Origin of the sequence: Tolumonas auensis DSM 9187 (assembly GCF_000023065.1) — a bacterium.
GTDB lineage: Bacteria > Pseudomonadota > Gammaproteobacteria > Enterobacterales > Aeromonadaceae > Tolumonas > Tolumonas auensis.
In genome coordinates, this window is the sequence record NC_012691.1 from 2,876,791 (window position 1) to 2,896,938 (window position 20,148).

16 protein-coding genes are annotated in these 20,148 nt (G+C 49.9%); 8 read left to right on the forward strand and 8 right to left on the reverse strand.

Annotated elements, in window-relative coordinates:
* Window positions 1-105: 105 nt before the first annotated feature.
* From rlmD to galE, 5 genes are all read right to left on the reverse strand, one after another.
* The gene (gene rlmD, locus TOLA_RS13390; RefSeq protein ID WP_015879674.1) at window positions 106-1,449 is read right to left on the reverse strand and encodes a 23S rRNA (uracil(1939)-C(5))-methyltransferase RlmD; all 1,344 of its coding nucleotides are present in this window, start codon (window positions 1,447-1,449) and stop codon (window positions 106-108) included.
* 105 nt (window positions 1,450-1,554) lie between these two features.
* On the reverse strand, window positions 1,555-2,535 hold the full coding sequence (locus TOLA_RS13395) for a galactose-1-epimerase (protein WP_015879675.1): 981 nt from the start codon (window positions 2,533-2,535) through the stop codon (window positions 1,555-1,557).
* A 13-nt stretch (window positions 2,536-2,548) separates the two neighbouring features.
* Window positions 2,549-3,703 carry a galactokinase gene (gene galK / locus TOLA_RS13400; RefSeq protein ID WP_015879676.1) on the reverse strand — a complete coding sequence of 385 codons (1,155 nt, stop codon included), beginning with the start codon at window positions 3,701-3,703 and terminating at the stop codon, window positions 2,549-2,551.
* A 10-nt stretch (window positions 3,704-3,713) separates the two neighbouring features.
* Entirely contained in the window at window positions 3,714-4,751 is a 1,038-nt protein-coding gene (gene galT / locus TOLA_RS13405) for a galactose-1-phosphate uridylyltransferase (RefSeq protein ID WP_015879677.1), read from the reverse strand.
* 3 nt (window positions 4,752-4,754) lie between these two features.
* Entirely contained in the window at window positions 4,755-5,768 is a 1,014-nt protein-coding gene (galE, locus tag TOLA_RS13410) for a UDP-glucose 4-epimerase GalE (RefSeq protein ID WP_015879678.1), read from the reverse strand.
* 234 nt (window positions 5,769-6,002) lie between these two features.
* Here galE and TOLA_RS13415 point away from each other — a divergent pair, with 234 nt between their 5' ends.
* Window positions 6,003-7,016 (forward strand): substrate-binding domain-containing protein, encoded by a 1,014-nt coding sequence (locus TOLA_RS13415; protein ID WP_015879679.1) that lies wholly within the window; start codon window positions 6,003-6,005, stop codon window positions 7,014-7,016.
* A 186-nt stretch (window positions 7,017-7,202) separates the two neighbouring features.
* Here the strand turns inward: TOLA_RS13415 and mglC are convergent, their stop codons facing one another.
* The 3 genes from mglC to mglB form a co-directional block, all read right to left on the reverse strand.
* Complete coding sequence (gene mglC / locus TOLA_RS13420) at window positions 7,203-8,204, reverse strand: galactose/methyl galactoside ABC transporter permease MglC (RefSeq protein ID WP_015879680.1); 1,002 nt, start codon at window positions 8,202-8,204, stop codon at window positions 7,203-7,205.
* Between the two features lie 16 nt (window positions 8,205-8,220).
* Window positions 8,221-9,741 carry a galactose/methyl galactoside ABC transporter ATP-binding protein MglA gene (mglA, locus tag TOLA_RS13425; protein WP_015879681.1) on the reverse strand — a complete coding sequence of 507 codons (1,521 nt, stop codon included), beginning with the start codon at window positions 9,739-9,741 and terminating at the stop codon, window positions 8,221-8,223.
* A gap of 75 nt (window positions 9,742-9,816) precedes the next feature.
* Window positions 9,817-10,806, reverse strand: coding sequence for a galactose/glucose ABC transporter substrate-binding protein MglB (mglB, locus tag TOLA_RS13430; protein ID WP_015879682.1), 990 nt, complete (start codon window positions 10,804-10,806; stop codon window positions 9,817-9,819).
* A gap of 833 nt (window positions 10,807-11,639) precedes the next feature.
* Between mglB and TOLA_RS13435 the strand changes: the two genes are divergently transcribed.
* Genes TOLA_RS13435 through nuoH form a run of 7 tightly spaced genes read left to right on the forward strand, consistent with a single transcriptional unit; the run spans window position 11,640 to window position 20,138 of the window.
* A complete protein-coding gene (locus TOLA_RS13435) occupies window positions 11,640-12,047 on the forward strand; it encodes an NADH-quinone oxidoreductase subunit A (protein WP_015879683.1) in 408 nt (135 codons plus the stop codon).
* Between the two features lie 14 nt (window positions 12,048-12,061).
* A complete protein-coding gene (locus TOLA_RS13440; RefSeq protein ID WP_015879684.1) occupies window positions 12,062-12,733 on the forward strand; it encodes a NuoB/complex I 20 kDa subunit family protein in 672 nt (223 codons plus the stop codon).
* 13 nt (window positions 12,734-12,746) lie between these two features.
* Window positions 12,747-14,552 (forward strand): NADH-quinone oxidoreductase subunit C/D, encoded by a 1,806-nt coding sequence (gene nuoC / locus TOLA_RS13445; protein WP_148210510.1) that lies wholly within the window; start codon window positions 12,747-12,749, stop codon window positions 14,550-14,552.
* A gap of 2 nt (window positions 14,553-14,554) precedes the next feature.
* On the forward strand, window positions 14,555-15,055 hold the full coding sequence (gene nuoE, locus TOLA_RS13450; RefSeq protein WP_015879686.1) for an NADH-quinone oxidoreductase subunit NuoE: 501 nt from the start codon (window positions 14,555-14,557) through the stop codon (window positions 15,053-15,055).
* Entirely contained in the window at window positions 15,052-16,386 is a 1,335-nt protein-coding gene (gene nuoF / locus TOLA_RS13455) for an NADH-quinone oxidoreductase subunit NuoF (protein WP_015879687.1), read from the forward strand. Before nuoE ends, nuoF begins: the two co-directional genes overlap by 4 nt.
* Window positions 16,387-16,440: 54 nt before the next feature.
* Window positions 16,441-19,167, forward strand: coding sequence for an NADH-quinone oxidoreductase subunit NuoG (gene nuoG / locus TOLA_RS13460; protein WP_015879688.1), 2,727 nt, complete (start codon window positions 16,441-16,443; stop codon window positions 19,165-19,167).
* A 2-nt stretch (window positions 19,168-19,169) separates the two neighbouring features.
* Window positions 19,170-20,138, forward strand: a complete 969-nt coding sequence (nuoH, locus tag TOLA_RS13465) for an NADH-quinone oxidoreductase subunit NuoH (RefSeq protein ID WP_041609913.1) — start codon at window positions 19,170-19,172, stop codon at window positions 20,136-20,138.
* The last annotated feature ends 10 nt before the right edge of the window (window positions 20,139-20,148 follow it).

The following is a 20,148-nucleotide window of genomic DNA, read 5'->3' on the forward strand; positions in this document are numbered from 1 at the left end:
CATAGAAAAGCATACAGCTCATAAGGCCGTGTGCTTTTTTGTTATATGGCATACCTCAAACAGCAGACCCACTCAGTAAGCTGCTGTTATCTGCCATCCGATGATTTAACTTCTTATCAGCTGTACCACTGTTTCAACATGCATTGAATGCGGAAACATATCCACGGGTTGTACCTTGGTGATGGCATATCCGGCTTGCTGCAGCACCGCCAGGTCTCTGGCCAGTGAGTCAGGATCACAGGATACATAAACGATACGCTCAGGCGTCATCGCAGCCATGGTATTCAGCACCGCCAGTTCACATCCCTTGCGTGGCGGATCGACTACCACCACGTCAGCACGCAGCCCCTGCGCATAGAGTGCCGGTACAACTTCTTCAGCTTTACCGACATAGAACTCCGTATTATCCAGCTGGTTGCGCTTTGCATTGCTGCGGGCATCCTCTATGGCCTGTGACACCACTTCAATGCCGATAACCTTGCTGGCTTCCTGTGCCAGATATAACGAGATAGTGCCAATACCACAGTAAATATCAACGACTGTTTCATCACCTTTCAATTCGGCAAACTGTAATGCGGTGGCATAAAGCTGATCGGTTTGCTGAGGGTTAACCTGATAAAAAGAATGCGCGGAAATGCTGAATGTCAGACCGTGTAATTCATCTTCTATCGCTTCAGCGCCATAACAGACCCGTTGCTGAGAACCTAAAATCCGGTTCACTCTTTCCGGATTAATATTATGGATCACGCTGTCGATGTTACCGCCCGCGGTCAGATATTGGAGTAATTCAGCTTCCCCTGGTAACTCGTCAGTCAGAGTCACCAGTACCACCATGCAGGCATTGGTTTTAAATCCGTGCCGGATCATGACGTAACGAAGACAACCGGCATGGTTAGCTTCATCATAGCCCGCGATATGCAGATCCTTCATCCATTGCCGGATAGCTGCAATGATCTCTGTAGTTTGCGGGTGCTGAACCGGACAAGCTGCGATATCTATGACCTGGTGGCTGTTTTTACGATAAAACCCAATCTGAGGCTCGCCATTTTCGCTGCGCACGGCATACACAGCTTTATTACGGAACGCGAGCGGCTCGGACATCCCCAGACATGATTCAACAGGGTTTGAAATCCCCTTGCGTTGTAATGCATCAATGACTTGCTGCTGCTTGAGTTTTAATTGTTCGGCATAAGACAGATGCGATAGCTGGCAACCACCGCATTCCGTATAACGGCAATGCGGTTCAACCCGCTGAGGATGCGCCTGGTCAATACTGAGCAATTCAGCCTGCGCATATTTCGGTTTGATGCCATGCAGAGAAACGGTCACTTGTTCTCCGGGCAATGCGGCAGGAACAAAGACTTTACGCTCATGCCAGTTGGCAATGCCATCACCCTTATCTGAAAGAGTATTGATAGAAAGAGTTATGGGTTGCCCGTTATGCGGCATGGTGGCTCCGGTGATATTTCAGGATAAGGTCGGCTATTTTAACTAAATGTAGGATGCGGCAGAAGGAAAAGCCGGAAAATGTTCCGGCCTGGGCAAAGAGGAGAATTATCCGGCAATAAACCGATAGCGGGTCTGATGATGGTAGATGGTTCCGGGCAAGAGCCATGGATCGCCTAATTCAGGACGATTAGGACTGTCCGGCAGAAGCTGGGTTTCCAGACAGACGCCTTCATAGTCATGGTACAGCTCGTTATCACGGGATGGCGCGCCCGCCAGATAGTTGCCTGTATAAACCTGAATACCGGGCTGATTCGTCAATACTTCCATAGTCAGTTTTTCATCTGCAGACGTCAGCCGCGCAGCAACTTCATCTGAACCGGCAGTATCGAGCAGATAGCAGTGGTCAAACCCTTTAGCTGAGATCAGCTGCGGATGGCTCAGCCAACGATCTTTCAACAGATGGGAATGTCGTAAATCCAGCGCTGCTTCAACAGGCTGCGGAACAGATAACGGAATCCCCATACCATCGATTGGCAGATAGCGGCTGGCATTCACCATCAGAGCATGATCCCGGACATCACTGCGTTTACCGTCCAGATTAAAATAACCATGGCAGGTCAGATTAACCGGGCTGGGTTTAGACACTGTGGCCTGAATATCAATCAGTAAGTCGGTACCTTCCAGGGCATAAGTCAGCGTAACATCGCACTCGCCGGGAAACCCCTGATCACCATCGGCTGAATGTAATAACAAGGTGACCTTGTCTTCCTGTTGGCTGACCACTGACCATTCTCTGCGATCAAACCCATCTTTACCGCCATGCAGACAGTTTGCTCCCTGGCTGGGAACCAGATGATATGTCTCGCCCTGATAGTGCAGAACAGAGTCGGCAATGCGGTTAGCAAAACGCCCCACCATGGCATTCAGGTAAACCTGTTGTTTAGCGTAGTCTTCCGGCTTACAACCCAGTAATACTTCCCGCTGGCTTTCGCCAACGGGAACAGTCAATGACAATAATGCGGCTCCGGTTGTCATTAATTTAAGCTGTACGCCTGACTCATTGGCAAGCGTGATCAGTTGTGTCATGGTTATCTCCGGATTAGAAAATGCCAGCACCATCGCTTGCTTTGCAAACATAGCAAGTCGGTTTCAGACCGGTTTTTGCCGGATACTCGGCTTCAACCGCAGCGATAACGTCATCAACCTGAGCCGGACGCAGCAGTGCAACCACGCAGCCACCGAAGCCGCCACCGGTCATGCGGGCACCGCCATCATTACCGATATGTTGCTGCAGGATCTCAACCAAGGTATCAATGGCCGGGACAGTAATAGCGAAATCATCACGCATTGAATTGTGAGACTCTGCCATCAAGACGCCCATTTTTTCCAGATCACCGGTTTCCAGTGCATCCGCAGCGGCCAGAGTCCGTTCGTTTTCAGTGATGACATGACGGGCACGCTGATAAACCACCGGTTCCAGTTTGCCTTGTTCTGCGGCTTGCTGCAGCTGTTCCAGCGTAACGTCACGCAGTGCTTTCACACCAAAATAACGGGCAGCCGATTCACATTGTGCGCGGCGGGTATTGTATTCGCTATCGACCAGACCACGTTTCACGTTGGAGTGAACAATCAGTACCGCCAGATCATCCGGCATTTTTACCAGACGGGTTTGCAGTGAACGGCAGTCCAGCAACAAGGCGTGATCTTTTTCGCCACTAGCTGAAATCATCTGATCCATAATGCCGCAGTTACAGCCCACGAATTTGTTTTCTGCTTCCTGTCCATTCAGGGCAATCGCGGCCGGCGTCAGACCTAACTGATAGGCATCGTTAAATGCCTGTCCAATGGCGACTTCCAGAGAAGCAGAAGAACTTAGCCCTGCCCCTTGTGGCACATTGCCTGAAACCACCATGTTCAGCCCTTTGAGGCTGAGACCTTTTTCCAGCAGATATTTCACCACACCGCGGATATAGTTACTCCACAGCTGATCAGCATGTGCTTCTATCGGTTGTGACAGAGAGAACTCGTCACGCTGGTTCGCATAATCCGCTGCGACCACCACCACTTTGTCATCGTCCCGGCGTTGCAGTGCGACTACGGTTTCATAATCGATTGCGCAGGGCAGCACAAAACCATCGTTATAATCGGTATGTTCCCCAATCAGGTTAACCCGCCCCGGAGCCCGGACATACAGATCCGGTTCGCAACCAAAACTGTTCTGAAATACGGCGTGCACTTTTTCTTTTAATGACATAGTGGTTTCCTCAAGCTTGTTCTTTGTAATGAATATCGCTGACTGCACGTAAACGTTCGGCCGCTTGTTCCGGGGTTAAATCACGCTGTGCTTCAGCCAGCATTTCATAACCAACCATAAATTTGCGCACTGTGGCGGAACGTAGCAACGGCGGATAAAAATGCGCATGCAGCTGCCAGTGTTCCACATCGCCTTCCTGATACGGCGCACCATGCCAGCCCATGGAGTAAGGGAAGGAACACTCAAACAGGTTGTCATAGCGGCTGGTGAGCTTTTTCAATGCCAGTGCCAGATCCTGTTTCTGCGCATCGTTCAATTCGGTTAAACGCCGGACATGCGTTTTCGGTAATAACAGTGTTTCGAACGGCCAGGCAGCCCAGTAAGGAACAACGGCAATCCAGTGCTCAGTTTCAACGACGGTCCGCTCACCGGATTGCTGCTCTTTCTGCGCGTATTGCAGCAGCATCGGCGCACCTTGTTCAGCCAGCCACTGTTTCTGCGTCAGCTCTTCACGTGCCAGCTCGTTTGGCAGGAAATTATTTGCCCAGATCTGACCGTGCGGATGCGGATTTGAGCACCCCATTGCCGCACCTTTGTTCTCAAATACCTGTACCCAGAGATACTCTTTTGCCAGATCGGTCACCTGCTCACACCAGGTATCAATGACCTGCCGGATAGCCGGAACAGGTAATTCAGGCAGCGTTTTGCTGTGATCCGGAGAAAAACAGATCACCCGGCTGGTGCCACGCGCTGACTCGCACTGGAACAATGGATCAGCAGAATGTGGTGAGTCCGGTGTATCCGCCATTAAGGCGGCAAAATCATTCGTAAAAACAAAAGTACCTTTGTAATCGGGATTTATTTCACCGTTGACACGGGTGTTCCCGGCACACAGGAAGCAATCCGGATCATGCGCAGGACGATCATCCGGCGCGGTTTTTTCTACCTGCCCCTGCCACGGACGTTTCGCCCGGTGCGGAGAAACCAATACCCACTGACCGGTCAGCGGATTGAAACGACGATGAGGATGGTCTATCGGATTGAACATCGTTTATTCCTCGTATCCATTAGGATTAGCTTGCTGCCAGCGCCAGCTGTCACGGGTCATATCATCAAGAGTTCGGGTCGCTTTCCAGCCCAGCTCACGCTGTGCTTTAGCCGGATCAGCCCAGCATTCCGCAACATCACCCGGACGACGCTCAACCAGTTTGTAGTTAATTTTCAACCCACTGGCCCGTGCAAATGCATGCACCATTTCCAGCACAGAGACACCCTGCCCTGTGCCCAGGTTATAGATATGCAGGCCGGATTGTTCACCACAAACCTGCCATGCTTTGACGTGACCTTCAGCCAGATCCATGACATGGATGTAATCACGGACGCAGGTACCGTCTTTGGTTGGGTAATCATTACCGAAAATGTTCAGACAATCGCGGCGACCAATCGCCACCTGAGTGATATAAGGCATCAGGTTATTCGGAATACCTTGCGGGTCCTCGCCCATCCGTCCGGATTCGTGCGCACCGATCGGATTAAAATAACGCAGTAATGTCATGCTCCAGCGCGGATCGGCCTTCTGCATGTCCTCAAGGATCTGTTCAATCATGAGTTTGGTTCTGCCATAAGGGCTCATGGTTGAACGGGGGAAATCTTCCTGGATAGGGACTGCCTGCGGATCGCCATACACGGTGGCAGAGGAGCTGAAAATAAAGCGGTAACAACCGGCCCGGCGCATCGCACCCAGCAAACTCAAAGTGCCAGCGATATTATTTTCAAAGTATTCAAACGGTTTTTGTGTTGATTCACCAACTGCCTTCAGCGCAGCAAAATGGATCACACCGGCAATCTGTTGTTCCTGAAAAATACGATCCAATAATGCGGGATCCCGGATGTCGCCCTGATAAAAAACCGGTGCTTTACCAGCGACTTCTTCTATTCTTTTCAATACGGATAACTTGCTGTTACACAGGTTATCAAGAATGACCGGCTCTAACCCTGCCGCCATTAAAGCCAGACAGGTATGACTGCCGATATAGCCTGTCCCGCCGGTAACCAGAATTTTCATGTTATCTCCTCTCTGAAAATGACAACACGCGGTTGGTATATATGTTGTCCGTTAGTCTAGAAGAGAGTATTCCGCCAGACTGTGATCTGACAAACAAAATGTAAACGTTTACATTTATTCCTGATTTATATCCTATGATTAGTGAGGATTTGTACTGGTGATGGCATCACCATCCCTGATATATTGCGTACAGTCAGTATGAAAACTACGCGCACAAGATGAGAAATACGCATTATGGCAACGATTAAAGACGTCGCTAAACTAGCTGGAGTTTCAATTGCGACCGTTTCAAGGGTGATAAACCATTCCCCTAAAACCGGCGAAGCAGCAAGAGAAGCAGTCAAACGGGCCATGGAAGAGTTGAACTACAGCCCGGATCCGAATGCCAGAGCATTAGTCAGCCGGGTAAACGATACCATTGGTTGCATGGTTTTTGACGTGGCAGACCCTTTTTTCGGCGCGATGGTGAAAGCTATCGAAACTGAATGCCGGGCTCACCACAAACATTTACTGATCGGCAACGGTTCACATGATGCAGCGCAGGAACGTGAAACCATTGAGCTTTTAATCAGTAAACGTTGCGAAGCGCTGATAATTCACAGTAAAGCACTCAGTAATGATGAGCTGACCGCTTATGCGCAAAAGTCTCCGGGGATGGTATTTATCAACCGGTTACTGCCTGAGATGCCTTCCCGCTGCATCTGGCTGGATAACCATTATGGCAGCCACACCATTACCCAGCATCTGATCGAATTAGGTCATAAACATATCGCCTGTGTCGCATCGAAATATGATATTGAGGATGCGCATGAGCGGATCCGTGGTTATCAGGATGCCATGCGAGAATCCGGACTGGATCCCGATGAAATGGCGGTGGAACGGGCAGAACCAAATGAAGAAGGTGGCGAGCAGGCGATTCAGGATTTGCTTGGCCGCGGAATACCCTTCACTGCCGTCGTGGCTTATAACGATGCAATGGCAACCGGGATCATTTCCGTTTTGATCGATAATGGATTCAGGGTTCCCGAAGATGTATCCGTGGTGGGTTTTGATGATGTTATCTTTGCCCGCTTCTCTCGGCCGAAATTAACCACCATGCGTTATCCCATTTCGATGATGGCAGCCAGAGCAACCCAGATGGCGATGCAGCTTGCAACCGGAGAAGCACCGGAAAATAACGCCCAGATGTTTCGCCCTGTTCTGGTCAGACGTCAGTCCTCGGCTATTGCCCCCCAGGAACTCCGCTAATCCCCCTCTTAACAGCAGGCTGTAAATATGCAGTCTGCTAAAAAACCTCGCATATCTGTTCTGTTCTGTTCTGTTCTGTTCTGTTCTGTTCTGTTCTGTTCTGTTCTGTTCTGTTCTGTTCTGCAAAAAATAATTCGGACTACCTGAAAACAGGTAGTCCGATTCATATTTTGGGGGTGAAACAGATTATTTTTTCTTGGCGTATTTCAGTGAGTCAAGTGCAACCGCCATGATGATGATCGCGCCCTTGATAATGAACTGCCAGTATGGGCTGACACCGATATAAGTCATACCATAGTTGATAACGGTGAAGATGATAACGCCGGTAATGACACCCAGTACCGTACCCACACCACCACTGAAAGAAACACCACCAACTACGCACGCAGCAATCGCGTCAAGTTCATACATGAAACCCAAGTTGTTAGTCGCACTACCGATACGGCCTGCTTCCAGCATACCGCCGAAGGCATAGAAGATACCGGAGAGCATATAAATCAGGATCAGGTTGACTGTTACGTTAACGCCGGACACTTTCGCAGCTTCAGGGTTACCACCGATTGCGAAGATGTTTTTACCAAATTTGGTTTTATTCCATAATACCCAGACGAGTGCTGTTGCTATCGCTGCGTAAATCACCAGATAAGATAATTTGAAGGTACCTAATTTGAAATAACCCTGAGTAAAGCTGGAGAAACGTGGATCAAAACCAGCAATTGGTGATGCACCAGCCAGATCGTAATACAGTGAGTTAATACCGTATACAATGATCATGGTACCCAAAGTGGTAATAAACGGCGTTACGTTTAATTTCGCAATGATAATACCGTTAATCAGACCAATTAATGCACCCACTGCGCAAACAATCAGAATAACAACAGGAATTGGCATTTCGCCAATGGCTGGAAATACTTTGTTCACGTTAGTCATTGATTGCAGCAATGTGGCAGCGATAACCGCCGCTAAACCAACCTGACGACCCGCTGACAAGTCAGTTCCCTGTGTAACAATCAGACCCGCCACACCTAACGCAATAATAACGCGCACAGCTGATTGAGTGAGGATATTACTAAAGTTATTCAGGCTTAAAAATGTTGGTTCTTTTATGATGATGATCATCAGCAAAATAAAAAGAACTACATAAATACCACCATTTTTCAGGTAGTTTAAAGTTTTTGATACATTCATGATGTATATCCCCGGATTACAAATACAAAGCTGCCAAACGCATAATTTCTTGCTGGTCGGTTTTTTCTGTTTCAACGATACCAGCCACGCGACCATTACTCATAACAAGAATACGGTCGGTGATACCTAATAACTCCGGCATTTCTGATGAGATCATGATAATGCCTTTATCTTTTTTAGCTAATTCAAGCATCAATTGATAAATTTCAAATTTTGCCCCAACGTCAATACCGCGGGTTGGTTCATCCAGCATTAATATTTCCGGCTGAGTTAATAACCAACGACCGATAATAACCTTTTGCTGGTTACCACCTGACAGCGAGCCTATTGCTGTTTTCTGACTTGGTGTTTTAACACGCATGGAGTCGATAACCCATTGGGTATCACTCTTCATACGTCTGTTATCCAGCAAGCCGGATTTACCTTTGTAACTATCCATATTGGCAATCAGCGAGTTGAATTCAATATCCAACTGACTGTAAATACCAGTGGAACGACGCTCTTCCGTCACCAGCGCAAAACCATTGCGGATGGCATCGTGGGCATCTGTATTCTTAACTTCTTTGCCATGTAGCTTAATCGTGCCTGACGCTTTTTCACGAATACCGAAAATGGTTTCGACAATTTCAGTTCGTTTGGCACCAACCAGACCGGCAATCCCGAGGATCTCGCCTTTACGCAACTGGAAAGAGACATCTTTAATCGATGGCTGATTCAATGCAGTCAGGCCACTGACTTCCAGAATAACTTCTTTTGGTCGGTTAATTTTAGGCGGAAAACGCTGCGTTAACGCACGACCAACCATCATGCCGATGATTTTATCCATATCAAGACCTTCGAGTGACTGGGTAGCGACCCATTGACCATCACGAAGGATTGTAATTTCATCACACAGCTGGAATATTTCTTCCATTTTGTGCGAGATATAAACAATACCGCAACCACGATCTTTTAATTTACGGATAATAGTAAACAGATGATTGACTTCTTTCTCTGTCAGAGATGAAGTTGGCTCATCCATAATTACAATTTTGGCGTTATATGAGAAAGCTTTAGCGATCTCAATCATTTGCATTTGAGATACAGAAAGCTCTGCTACTTTTTGTTTCGGGTCGATATCAATACCCAGTTCTTCAAATATATCTTTTGTATCTTTATACATTTTACTGTGATCAATAAACATGCCTTTTGTTGGGTATCTTCCCAACCACATGTTATCCATCACAGAACGTTGTCTTACCTGGTTTAATTCCTGGTGCACCATAGAAACACCGTTATCCAATGCTTCTTTGGCTGAATGGAAATTAATTTCTTTGCCCTGAAAAATAATAGTGCCAGCATCTTTTTCATAGATACCGAATAAACATTTCAATAATGTTGATTTACCCGCACCATTCTCACCCATTAATGCATGAACTGAATGAGGACGAATTTTCAGATTTACATTATCCAAAGCTTTTACACCCGGAAACTCTTTACAAATACCCGCCATTTCCAGCAGATATTCCTGAGATGAATTCACTGTGATATCAGCCATAATATTGCCACAACCATAAAGAAATAAGAGGAGGAAAACCTCCTCTTATTAGGTCTATCTTGAAGGAGTTATTTCTTACTTGAACTGACTCAGGTTTTCTTTGTCTACGCCTACGTATGGTACACGTACCACTTTGTCGACGATATTCCATTGAGTACCTTCAGCAGCTGCTTTTCCTTCTGCCAGATTTTTAGCCAGATCGAAAGTCGCTTTGGCCTGGTTGTTCGCATCGTTCAGTACGGTACCAGCCATAGTGCCCGCTTCAACCATTGCCAGTGCTTCTGGCAGAGCGTCAACACCGAATACCGGCGTTTTGGTATTGCCGTGTGCTTTCAGCGCTTCTACTGCACCCATTGCCATCGCATCGTTGTTCGCGATAACGACTTCGATTTTTTCACCGTTAGGACCAGATAACCAGGCGTCAGCTTTGTCTTTCGCCATTGCGGTATCCCACATCGCGGTATCCACGTTCAGACCGTTGGTTTTGATCTTATGGGTTTCATCCAGCGTTTTGGTCACGTAAATAGTACGGGCTTCAGCATCCGGATGGCCTGGTTCACCTTTCAGCAATACGTAGTCAATTACGCCATCTTTGTTCAGATCCCACTCAGGATGAGCTTTCCATTGCTTCGCAATGATGTCGCCCTGAATGATGCCGGATTCTTTAGAGTCAGTGCCTACATAATAGGCTTTGTCATAACTGGCCAGTGCTTCTTTGGATGGTTCTTTGTTGTAGAACACAACCGGAATGCCGTTTTCTTTGGCTTTTTCGATTACAACTGGTGCTGCAGCAGGGTCAACCAGGTTAATCGCCAGCGCTTTTACGCCTTTGGAAATCAATACGTCGATCTGGTCATTCTGTTTGGACTGATCATTCTGGGAATCATTCATCAACAGTTTGATGTCAGGATACTGATCACCTTCTTTCTCAATCGCTTTACGAACAGCAGACATGAAGTTGTCATCGTATTTATAAATAGTAAAACCCAGCAGTGTTTCAGCCTGTGCGGCGGCACCAATGGTCAGACCAGCTAAAATTACAGCCAATTTAGAGAACTTTTTCATTCGGTTTTTCTCCAGTTTTTCTTTTTGCTGCAAAGCACTTTTATGGGATTCCCAACGACTATTTTGTCATTGAGCGTGTTCGTAAATAACAGTACTCAGTTTCTTGTTATTCTTTTGTGATCTCCTCAACAATATGAAATCGTTTACACAAAAATTCTTAATTTTCGGGAATCAGGTAACAGTTTTGGCTGTATACGGCTTAATCAGTGGCTACTACTGGCAGTAACCATCTAAAAAACAATGGTATCGCTTACACTGATGTTAAATTACAACCCTGTTTGTTAGATTTTGGTGAATTTATAAGCTCTGGAAGCCCGGTTACATTCAGTTACATTGTATAATAATTAGCAATGTATTCTCATTCAAATCCATCAACACGTTCTGTAATTTGGTAAGGCCTTGTTTTTACTTGATGTAAACGTAACCAAAGTTTGAACAAAGCGCCGGATATCAAAAATGACACGCAGTTAATTGTTATAAATTTGTTGTTCTGACTCACACAAACAACCATTTGAAATACACCTTGTATAAACTACTGAGTATCATCCCTCAGAATTAAGTGCCTGCTGAATAAGGCTTAATTGTTCTTCCTCACGATTTTGACATTCTCTCTGGCGACGCTTCATGCGATTAACTAGTCTGAAATAGAACTCGTGTGAATAACATCACCTGCCTCCGGAGCCGGGATGTGCAGAGCCAGCAACCCCGCCATTGTGATGATGCCCGGGGTGCCCGACTCCGTTCATTGTTTCATCATCCGCTGACAGGATGTCTTTTCAGCACACATCAATACAAATACAAAGCTACAGCGTGGTTGCTGGCAGAGGTGGCATATGGCTGATTTGGCTCATAATGGCTCTTTTTTGTTTTACGTTCTGGCTGCGATTGGTTTATGCAGCATCATGATTGGTCTGGCCGCGTTTTTGGGCGGCAGAGCCCAGGGCCGCAGTAAAAACAAACCGTTTGAGTCGGGTGTCGAATCGGTCGGCAGTGCACGCCTGCGCTTTTCCGCAAAGTTTTATCTGATTGCAATGTTCTTCGTTATTTTCGACGTAGAAGCGCTATTCCTGTTTGCCTGGTCTGTTTCCGTTCGTGAAAGCGGCTGGATTGGTTTTATTGAAGCAGCGACCTTTATCGTTCTGTTACTGATTGGCCTGCTCTACCTGTGGCGCATTGGCGCGCTTGACTGGGCACCCAAAAAACAGCCCTCCTCCTCTCGTAACATTGACCCATCGAAGTAACAGCGAGGCTCGTCATGAAGTACACCCTGACCAGAATCGATCCGAATGCACCGATCGAGCGTTATCCGGCTGAAAAGAAGCAGACTGTGAATGATCCCTTGCAGGAGGTTGGCCGCGGCATTCTGCTCGGCAAGCTGGAAAACGTGCTGAACTCAACGGTGAACTGGGGCCGCAAGAACTCGCTCTGGCCGTATAACTTTGGTATCTCCTGCTGTTATGTAGAAATGACTACCGCCTTTACCGCGGTACATGACGTCGCCCGCTTCGGTGCCGAAGTTATCCGTGCCTCACCCCGTCAGGCGGATTTTATGGTGATCGCCGGCACGCCGTTTATCAAGATGGCGCCGGTTATTCAGCGTTTGTATGAGCAGTTACTGGAACCGAAATGGGTAATCAGTATGGGAGCCTGCGCCAATTCGGGCGGGATGTACGATATTTATTCCGTGGTACAGGGTGTGGATAAATTCCTGCCGGTAGATGTTTATATTCCAGGTTGTCCTCCCCGTCCGGAAGCCTTCCTGCAGGCCTTACTGTTACTGCAGAAATCAATTGGAGAAGAGCGTCGTCCGTTGTCATGGGTTGTAGGTGATCAGGGGGTTTACCGGGCACAGATGCCTTGTGAAAAAGATCTTTTCCGCGAGGAACGTATCGCCGTAACCAATCTTCCTACTCCGGATAAGTTGTAAGGGCCCTATGATGATCAAGCTGACACAACAATTTCCGACCAATTCCGAGATGCAACTGTGGCAAACTCGCGATCTGCAGGATACACCTGTGGTGCAGGAACTGCTGCACCGTTTCCCGCACGATATTCTGCATGTACAAAACACGCGCATGGGTATTCCGGTCGTGTGGATCAAACGGGAAACACTGCTGCACGCTATCCGCTATTTACGTCATGCAGCCAAGCCTTTTGTCATGTTGTATGACCTGCATGCCACCGACGAGCGTCTGCGGACACACCGTCAGGGGTTACCTGATTCTGAATTCACGATGTTCTATCACCTGTTGTCGATCGAGCGGAACAGTGACGTGATCCTGAAAATACCGGTGATGGAAAGCGATCTGAAAATGCCATCAATTACCGGTGAATTCCCGAATGCCAACTGGTATGAACGGGAAGTCTGGGACATGTTCGGTATCCATTTTGACGGACACCCGCATTTGACCCGTATTCTGATGCCGCGCAACTGGAAAGGTAACCCATTACGTAAGGATTACCCTGCCCGGGCGACTGAGTTTGAACCTTTCATGCTGGATGAAATGCGGCAGGATGAAGCGCAGGAGCAACTGCTGTTCAAACCGGAAGAGTGGGGCATGAAACGCGGCACCAGCAGCGAAGATTACATGTTTCTGAACCTGGGGCCGAACCATCCTTCCGCGCATGGCGCCTTCCGTTTAGTGCTGCAGCTGGATGGTGAAGAGATCCTCGACTGCGTACCGGATATCGGCTACCACCATCGTGGTGCCGAGAAGATGGGCGAGCGGCAATCCTGGCACAGCTACATTCCCTACACCGACCGGGTGGAATATCTCGGCGGCGTGATGAATAACCTGCCATATGTACTGTCGGTGGAAAAACTGGCCGGCATTGACGTGCCAGAGCGGGTGAAATACATCCGCATCATGATGTCGGAACTGTTCCGTATTAACAGCCATTTGCTGTTCCTGGGAACTTACATTCAGGACGTTGGTGCCATGACACCGGTGTTCTATGCGTTCACCGACCGTCAGAAGATTTACAACATCATTGAAGCGGTGACCGGTGCGCGGATGCACCCGTCCTGGTTCCGGATTGGTGGTGTGGCGCATGATTTACCGCAAGGCTGGCAACGTTTAATCAAAGATAACTTGCTGGATTGGTTGCCAAATCGTCTGAATGAATACGTCAAAGCTGCGTTGCAAAACAGTGTACTGATGGGACGTACCGTTGGTGTTGCAGCTTATAACACGCAACAAGCACTAAGCTGGGGCGTAACGGGTGCTGGTTTGCGGGCGACCGGACTGAATTTCGATCTGCGTAAGTGGCGTCCTTATTCCGGCTACGAGCTGTTTGATTTTGACGTGCCGGTTGGTCAGAACGGCGATGCGTATGATCGTGCCATGGTGCGGGTCGAAGAGATCCGTCAGAGCATGCGCATCATCGAACAATGTATGCATAACATGCCGGAAGGTCCGTTCAAGGCTGATCACCCATTAACAACACCGCCACCGAAAGAACGCACGCTGCAGGACATTGAAACCCTGATCAATCACTTCCTGCAGGTTTCCTGGGGGCCAATTATGCCAGCACAGGAATCATTCCAGATGATTGAAGCCACCAAAGGTGCCAACAGTTACTACCTGACCAGCGATGGCAGCACCATGAGCTATCGCACGCGGATCCGCACACCAAGTTTCCCCCATCTGCAGCAGATCCCATCGGTGATCCGTGGTCAGTTGGTGTCAGATTTGATTGTGTATCTGGGTAGTATCGATTTCGTTATGTCAGATGTGGATCGCTAATTATGAGCCATCAATGCCAATATCAAAATGAGCCGTTTGCGCTGTCAGCGTCTGAACTGGCGGCGATCCAGCACGAGATGCATCACTATGAAGATCCGCGTGCTGCCACTATCGAAGCACTGAAACTGGTGCAAAAGGAACGCGGCTGGGTGCCTGATGGTGCCATCTACGCGATTGCTGATGTGCTGGGTATTCCCGCTTCGGATGTGGAAGGTGTCGCCACGTTCTACAGCCAGATCTTCCGCCAGCCGGTGGGTCGTCACATCATTCGTTACTGCGACAGCGTGGTCTGTTTTATCAATGGTTATCAGACAATACAGCAAGCGCTGGAGGAAAAGCTGGGCATCCGGCCCGGTCAGACCACCGCAGATAACCGTTTCACACTATTGCCGGTTTGTTGCCTTGGCAACTGCGACAAAGGGCCCAGCATGATGATTGATGATGATACTCACAGTCATCTGAGCGTGGATAACCTGGATGAACTGCTGGAGCAATATCCATGATCCGAACGGCTGAATCTCATCCCCTTACCTGGCGGTTGCGCGCTGATCACCAACCGGTCTGGTTTGAAGAATATCGCGCCAAACAGGGTTATGTCGGCGCTGAAAAGGCACTGGCCATAGCACCGACTGCGGTAACTGATCTGGTGAAAGCGGCCGGTTTACGCGGTCGTGGCGGCGCAGGCTTCCCGACCGGCGTGAAGTGGAGCCTGGTGCCGATGGATCCGAAATTCGACAAAAAATACATTCTTTGTAATGCCGATGAAATGGAACCCGGCACGTATAAAGACCGTCTGTTGATGGAACAACTCCCCCACCAGCTGATCGAAGGCATGCTGATTGGTGCGTATGCGCTGCAGGCCTATCGCGGTTACATCTTCCTGCGTGGTGAATATATCGAAGCCGCACAGCGGTTGCGTCAGGCGATTGAGGAAGCCACCAAAGCCGGTTTCCTGGGTAAAAACATTCTTGGCACGGGCTTTAATTTTGAACTGTTCGTGCATACCGGTGCCGGTCGTTATATCTGCGGAGAAGAAACCGCACTGATCAACTCGCTGGAAGGCCGCCGTGCTAACCCGCGCGCCAAACCGCCGTTCCCGGCACTGGCAGGTGCCTGGGGTAAACCGACTTGCGTGAATAACGTGGAAACCCTGAACAATATCCCTTCCATCATGCAAAACGGCGTGGATTGGTATAAGGGCATTTCCGCCGGCAAGAGTAACGATACGGGCACCAAGCTGATGGGCTTCTCCGGCCGGGTCAACAATCCCGGTGTATGGGAATTGCCGTTTGGCACGACTGCCCGTGAGATCCTGGAGGATTATGCCGGCGGTATGCGGGATGGTCTGACACTGAAAGCCTGGCAGCCCGGTGGTGCCGGTACTGATTTCCTGACCGAACAGCATCTCGATCTGCCGATGGATTTTGACTCGATTGGTAAAGCCGGCAGCCGTCTGGGTACTGCGCTGGCGATGGCGGTGGATAACGAAATCAACATGGTGTCGTTAACGCTGAATCTGGAAAAATTCTTTTCCCGTGAGTCCTGTGGCTGGTGCACACCGTGCCGTGAAGGGCTGCCATGGAGTGTGAAAATCCTGCAGGCGCTGGAAAAAGGTGAAGGCCAGCGCGGTGATATTGAGACGCTGGAAAAACTGTGCCGCGATCTCGGCCCCGGAAAAACGTTCTGTGCCCATGCCCCTGGTGCCGTGGAGCCGCTGCAAAGTGCAATCAAATATTTCAGAGCAGAATTTGAGGCTGGTATTAACCCAGAGCCACTGCTGGCATCGCCTGTTCCTAAGGGTATACAGCCTAATTTGCTGGAAAAACGCTGGTAATTGCCTGTCCGGTGAGTGAATCGCCGGACATACAGAAAAGGAAGTGATGTTGCTATGGCCACAATTCATGTAGACGGCAAAGAATTCGAAGTCAATGGTGCGGATAACCTGCTGGAGGCCTGTCTGTCTCTGGGATTAGACGTCCCCTATTTCTGCTGGCATCCGGCGTTGGGCAGTGTCGGCGCCTGCCGGCAATGTGCGGTAAAACAGTTTTCAGGGCCTGACGATAAACGCGGCCGGCTGGTGATGTCGTGCATGGCACCAGCCAGCGATGGCACCTATATCTCGATTGATGACGAAGAAGCGGTGGAATTCCGTAAGAGTGTGAATGAATGGATGATGCTGAATCATCCGCACGACTGCCCGGTGTGTGAGGAAGGTGGTGCCTGCCATTTGCAGGATATGACGGTGATGACGGGTCATAACACCCGTAAATACCGCTTCACCAAACGTACGCATGAAAATCAGGATCTCGGCCCGTTCATCTCACATGAAATGAACCGTTGTATCGCCTGTTACCGCTGCGTGCGTTATTACAAAGATTACGCCGACGGCCCGGATCTGGGTGTCTATGGCGCGCACGATAACGTCTACTTTGGCCGGGTTGAATCCGGCACGCTGGAAAGCGAGTTCTCCGGCAATCTGGTCGATATCTGCCCGACCGGTGTGTTTACCGATAAAACCCAATCCGCACACTTTAACCGCAAGTGGGATATGCAGTATGCCCCCAGCATCTGCCACGGTTGCAGCTTAGGTTGCAACATCAGCCCCGGCGAGCGTTATGGTGAACTGCGGCGCATCGAAAACCGCTACCACGGCGGCATTAACCACTACTTCCTGTGTGACCGTGGGCGTTTTGGTTATGGCTATGTCAATCTGCCGGAACGCCCATACAAAGCCTATCACCGTCATGAAAGTCAGTTATTTGAACTCAGCGTGACGGAGGCGGCCGAAAATGTCGCCGATATTTTACGCCAGCATAAACGGATTGCCGGTATCGGCTCACCCCGCGCCAGTGTGGAAAGTAATTTCATGCTGCGGGAACTGGTTGGTGCCGAACACTACTCCAGCGGCATTGCGGATAACGAATGGCAAGCGCTGCAGAAAATGACGGAGTTACTGCGTCACAGCGGCGTCCGTACACCGACTCTACGGGAAATCGAAAGTTGTGATGCGATTTTTGTGCTGGGTGAAGATTTAACCCAGACTGCTGCGCGGATGGCACTGGCCGTCCGTCAGGCCGTGAAAGGTAAAGCCCGCCAGCTGGCGACCGAACTGAAAGTGGATGTCTGGCAGATCGCTGCCATTCAGAATATCGGGCAGGACGAGCGCTTCCCGCTTTATCTGACCAGTGTGGATAGTACCCGTCTGGATGATGTGGCTTGTCTGCATTATCACGGCGCCTATGCCGATCAGGCCCGTCTGGGCTTTGCCGTCGCACATCTGCTGGATCGCAATGCGCCTGCCGTGCCCTATGCCGACGATAATCTGATGGCGATGGCACAAAAAATTGCCGATGGGTTAGCCAAAGCGAAAAAACCGCTGATCATCACCGGTACTACTGCGGAAACACCCGCCCTGCTGGATGCCGCGGCCAATATCATCCGAGCGCTGAAACAGCAGAATTCAGAGGTCAGCTTGTCGTTGGTAGCGGCCGAAGCCAACAGCATCGGCAGTGCATTAATCGGTGGTAAAACACTGGAAACAATGCTGACTGAGCTGGAACAGGGACATTTCGATACCCTGATCGTGATGGAAAATGATCTGTTCCGCCGTGCTCCCGCTTCCCGGGTGAAAGCCGCTCTGGCGCAGGTACAGCAGCTGATCGTGCTCGACCACCAGCAGACAGAACTCGTTGCAGCCGCAGACTGGGTTCTGCCGGCTGCCACCTTTGCGGAAGCGGACGGTACGGTGATCAACAATGAGGGCCGGGCACAACGCTTCTTCCAGGTGTTTGAACCAACCTATTACGATAATACCCGCGCTGTAAGAAACAGCTGGCACTGGCTGCATGTACTGAACAGTTTACTGGCTCACCGGCGGATTGACTGGGGCGATCTGGATGAGATCGTAACCCGGTGTGCCGAGGCGGTACCGGAACTGAGAGCTATAACTGATGCCGCACCTAATGCCAAATTCCGTATCAAAGGCTTGAAGCTGGCCCGTTCGCCCCACCGCTACAGTGGCCGGACATCGATGCGGGCCAATATTGATGTCAGCGAACCGCAAGCGGCACAGGATCCCGACTCGGCGTTTGCGTTTTCCATGGAAGGTTATATCGGCAGCCGCGAATCATTCCAGCAGGTGCCCTTCGCCTGGGCACCGGGCTGGAACTCTCCTTCCGCCTGGAACAAATTCCAGGATGAAGTGGGCGGTCATCTGCGGGCCGGCGATCCGGGCACACACCTGTTTGATAGCTCACGTTCCACGCCCGCGGCTTACCGGACGGACATTCCGGCCGCTTATACCCCGGATAACGGACTGCAGATCGTGGCTTACTGGCAACTCTTTGGCAGTGAAGAACTGACGCAACGCTCACCGGTGATGCAGCAACGCATGGCCGCGCCGGTGCTCTGGCTGAGCGAAGATGATGTAGCGCGGCTGAAATTACAGGAAGGTTCCATCGTCAGCTTTGTCTGGGATGGTCAGCAGTTCGAACTGCCGCTGAAAGTCAGTCACCATCTGGCTGACGGACTGATCGGCTTGCCACTGGGCGTGGCGCCATTCACACCGGCCATGCTGGCAGCGACAATTGAATCATTGCAGGAGGTCAGAACATGACAATGTCTGCAGAATTTCTTGATCTGCTGATTGCCGTCGGCAAAGCACTGATTGTTCTGGTGGTGGTCGTCGGCATCGGTGCGTTCATGAGCTTTATCGAACGCCGTCTGCTTGGCCTTTGGCAGGATCGTTATGGTCCGAACCGGGTCGGGCCGTTCGGTATCTTCCAGCTGGTCGCCGACATGATCAAAATGTTCTTCAAAGAAGACTGGGTCCCGCCGTTTGCCGATCGGTTGATCTTTGTACTGGCACCGATGATTGCCTTCACCTCGTTCCTGATCGCCTTTGCCATTGTCCCTATTACCCCCGACTGGGGTGTGGCTGATCTGAATATCGGTATTCTGTTCTTTCTCGCTGTTGCCGGGCTGGCGGTGTATGCCGTGCTGTTCGCCGGCTGGTCGAGTAACAACAAATACTCTCTGTTAGGCAGCCTGCGTGCTTCCGCGCAAACCTTAAGCTATGAGGTGTTTCTCGGTCTTTCGCTGATGGGGATCGTGGCGCAGACCGGCTCATTCAACATGCGCGATATCGTCGAAGCACAACGTGACCTCTGGTTCATCATTCCGCAGTTCTTTGGTTTCGTGACCTTCGCGTTTGCCGGTGTCGCCGTGACGCACCGTCATCCGTTCGATCAGCCGGAAGCCGAACAGGAACTGGCCGATGGTTACCACATTGAATATTCCGGTATGAAATGGGGTCTGTTCTTCGTCGGTGAATATATCGGGATCGTGCTGATTTCCGCCTTGCTGGTGACGCTGTTCTTCGGTGGCTGGCATGGCCCGTGGCTGCCGCCAGTCGTCTGGTTTGCCCTGAAAACCGGCTTTTTCATGATGTTGTTTATTTTACTGCGGGCGTCATTACCCCGTCCGCGTTATGACCAGGTAATGACCTTTGGCTGGAAAGTCTGTCTGCCACTGACACTGATCAACCTGCTGGTGACCGGTGCACTGGTGCTGTTACAGGCGGAATGAGGAAAAGACC

What these genes read in the sequence shown, in the direction of transcription:
- mglB (WP_015879682.1), bottom strand. Translation starts at nt 10,806, where the DNA reads ATGAAAAAGTTCTCTAAATTGGCTGTAATTTTAGCTGGTCTGACCATT.
- nuoH (WP_041609913.1), top strand. Translation starts at nt 19,170, where the DNA reads ATGTCTGCAGAATTTCTTGATCTGCTGATTGCCGTCGGCAAAGCACTG.
- mglA (WP_015879681.1), bottom strand. Translation starts at nt 9,741, where the DNA reads ATGGCTGATATCACAGTGAATTCATCTCAGGAATATCTGCTGGAAATG.
- rlmD (WP_015879674.1), bottom strand. Translation starts at nt 1,449, where the DNA reads ATGCCGCATAACGGGCAACCCATAACTCTTTCTATCAATACTCTTTCA.
- mglC (WP_015879680.1), bottom strand. Translation starts at nt 8,204, where the DNA reads ATGAATGTATCAAAAACTTTAAACTACCTGAAAAATGGTGGTATTTAT.
- galK (WP_015879676.1), bottom strand. Translation starts at nt 3,703, where the DNA reads ATGTCATTAAAAGAAAAAGTGCACGCCGTATTTCAGAACAGTTTTGGT.
- TOLA_RS13435 (WP_015879683.1), top strand. Translation starts at nt 11,640, where the DNA reads ATGGCTGATTTGGCTCATAATGGCTCTTTTTTGTTTTACGTTCTGGCT.
- galT (WP_015879677.1), bottom strand. Translation starts at nt 4,751, where the DNA reads ATGTTCAATCCGATAGACCATCCTCATCGTCGTTTCAATCCGCTGACC.
- TOLA_RS13440 (WP_015879684.1), top strand. Translation starts at nt 12,062, where the DNA reads ATGAAGTACACCCTGACCAGAATCGATCCGAATGCACCGATCGAGCGT.
- TOLA_RS13395 (WP_015879675.1), bottom strand. Translation starts at nt 2,535, where the DNA reads ATGACACAACTGATCACGCTTGCCAATGAGTCAGGCGTACAGCTTAAA.
- TOLA_RS13415 (WP_015879679.1), top strand. Translation starts at nt 6,003, where the DNA reads ATGGCAACGATTAAAGACGTCGCTAAACTAGCTGGAGTTTCAATTGCG.
- nuoE (WP_015879686.1), top strand. Translation starts at nt 14,555, where the DNA reads ATGAGCCATCAATGCCAATATCAAAATGAGCCGTTTGCGCTGTCAGCG.
- nuoF (WP_015879687.1), top strand. Translation starts at nt 15,052, where the DNA reads ATGATCCGAACGGCTGAATCTCATCCCCTTACCTGGCGGTTGCGCGCT.
- nuoG (WP_015879688.1), top strand. Translation starts at nt 16,441, where the DNA reads ATGGCCACAATTCATGTAGACGGCAAAGAATTCGAAGTCAATGGTGCG.
- galE (WP_015879678.1), bottom strand. Translation starts at nt 5,768, where the DNA reads ATGAAAATTCTGGTTACCGGCGGGACAGGCTATATCGGCAGTCATACC.